1 protein-coding gene is annotated in these 2,441 nt (G+C 30.7%); it reads left to right on the forward strand.

The window, feature by feature from the left end; translation table 11 throughout:
- Positions 1-812: 812 nt before the first annotated feature.
- Positions 813-2,153, forward strand: a complete 1,341-nt coding sequence (locus tag BUB87_RS13800) for an ABC transporter substrate-binding protein (RefSeq protein WP_073346655.1) — start codon at positions 813-815, stop codon at positions 2,151-2,153.
- The last annotated feature ends 288 nt before the right edge of the window (positions 2,154-2,441 follow it).

The following is a 2,441-nucleotide window of genomic DNA, read 5'->3' on the forward strand; positions in this document are numbered from 1 at the left end:
GGTAATGCATCTATGGCAAACCCCATAGGCCGAGAACGATACAGAAGGTGCTTGATCTGGGGATGCTCTCCACCTCGGTGGAGAGAGGATGTCACTTTGATTTTTCCAGGGCATTTCTATTATGCATACCTTTATATACTTTTTTGAGTTTGAGGTGTTAGCATTCTGCCGTTTGATAAAGTTGACAAAAAAAGAAAGACGGTTATGAGAAAAAGGAAACATTGAGATACGTAAATGTATAAAAACATGATAGCGTTTGATATGGGAATAAAGGCATTTTAAACATATATAGGCGAAAAATGGAGAAAGAGTGAGAAAACGTGAGTAATATTCAGAAAAAAAAAAAACAGCGAATATTCGACGAATTTGAACGAATTTGGACTTTGAAAATGTTTTTATAAAGAGTTAAACTAATACTAGCAACTTATTAAAGTTTCTTTAAAAAGACATTTAAAACAAGAAGAAAGGAGGAAATTATTAATTAACAAAGCGTAACAAAGAATTAACTAATAAATTGTATTTAAGCGATAAGTCGTTAGGAGGTGATTATTGATATATAAAAATATTTTGTAAAGTAATTTTACACCACCATACGTGTAATAAAGTTAGACAAACTAAAACCAATGATATTATACAAGCTAAGCAATACAATGTCAAACAATAATTTTATTCTAAGTTTTACTCTATTTCGATTGTAATATGAGTGTTTTACAGCGAATATTCATATTTTTCGTACGAAACTTCACAGATGAACGCGCATCAATTTTATTAAATTTAAATTAAAATTATATTGAAAAGGGGGTAATTCTAAAATGTTATCTAAAAGAAAAATTATTACACTTTTGTTAATGATATTTATGATTGCTTCAATGGTAACAGGTTGTTCTTCAAGAACTAATTCTAGCACAGCTAATTCGGCAGGAAAAACACGAGCATCTAATTTAGCGGAGAAAAATCCTGAAGATTATAAAGGAACAATTGTTTTATGGTCGTTTACTGATGAACCCAAATATATGATAGAAAAGTTTAATAAAGTTTATCCAAATATTAAAGTACAATTTACACAGATGCCATTTAATGATTATATAACCAAAATGAAATCAGTTTTACAAGCAGGTGTAGGTGTACCTGATGTATTTAGTGGAGAAATTCAGTTTGTTAAAATTTGGAGTGAAACAGATTATTGGGAAAATTTGTCAGCTCCACCTTATAATGCAGATAAAATAGCAGCAAATATGGTACCATATGTAGTTAAATTGGGAAGTGACGAGAAGGGCAATATAAGAGCTCTTTCATGGCAAGCTACACCAGGTGGTTTTTGGTATAGAAGAAGTTTGGCAAAGAAATATTTTGGTACAGATGATCCTGACAAAATTTCACAAATGATGAGTACAATGAGTGGGTTATTTGATATGGGCAAAAAAATATATCAGGAAAGTGGTGGGAAAATACATTTATTAGCTAACTGGGGAGATTTACAATCTTTGCAGTATGCTATACGAAAAAATCCGTGGGTAAAAGATAATACACTTTTTATTGATCCTGAAATGATGAAAGTTTTTGATTTGGCAAAAGAAGCAAGAGATAATAATATAGAGGCCAAGATAAATTCTTGGACGCCAGCATGGGCGGCTTCAATGGCACAGGGTACTGTATTTGGATATTTTATACCTAGTTGGGGGTTGCAGTTTGTTTTGAAGGTTAATGCTCCAAAAACAAGTGGTGATTGGGCTTTAGCAACTGGTCCAGCGCACTTGTGGGGTGGCGGAACATGGTTTGGAATATATTCAAAAAGCCAAAAGAAAGATTTGGCGTGGCAATTTGTGAAGTTTGTTACGTCTAATGAAGATTATTTGAGACAATATGTTAAAGATAAAGGTGACTTTATAAGTTATGTTCCAATAATAAAAGAATTTGCAAATTCTGATTCATTTAAAGAACCGTTTTTGGGAGGTCAAAATTATTATAAAGTTTTAAGTAAAGAAGCACAATATATAGATGCGTCGGTTATTACAAAATATGATGCAAATATCAACACATTTTTTGGCAATGCTGTAGGATTGTATGTAGATGGAAAGAAAAGTAAGGGAGATGCTATAAATCAATTTAAAAAAGATGTTAAGAATGCCTATCCTGATATAAAGGTAGACTAAAAAATTACCTGTACAACCTAATATGAACTATTATAAGGGTTGTACAGGTAAAATAAATAATGAAAATTAATTTAACATGTTGAAGCAAAGGTAAAAAGTGGACTTTTGTATAAATTTGTTCAAAGGAATTTTAAATATAAGAGGTGATAAAATGTTTAAAAGTACTATAAAAAAAGATAATTATGGTTATTTATTTGGGAGTGAAAAATATTTTGTGTATTTAGATTAATTTCATGCTCTTTCTTGATAAGAATCAATTAACATTTTATTTAACCCATTTCTTAGTAT

The sequence above is a fragment of the Caldanaerobius fijiensis DSM 17918 genome, from assembly GCF_900129075.1.
Taxonomy (GTDB): Bacteria; Bacillota; Thermoanaerobacteria; order Thermoanaerobacterales; family Caldanaerobiaceae; genus Caldanaerobius; species Caldanaerobius fijiensis.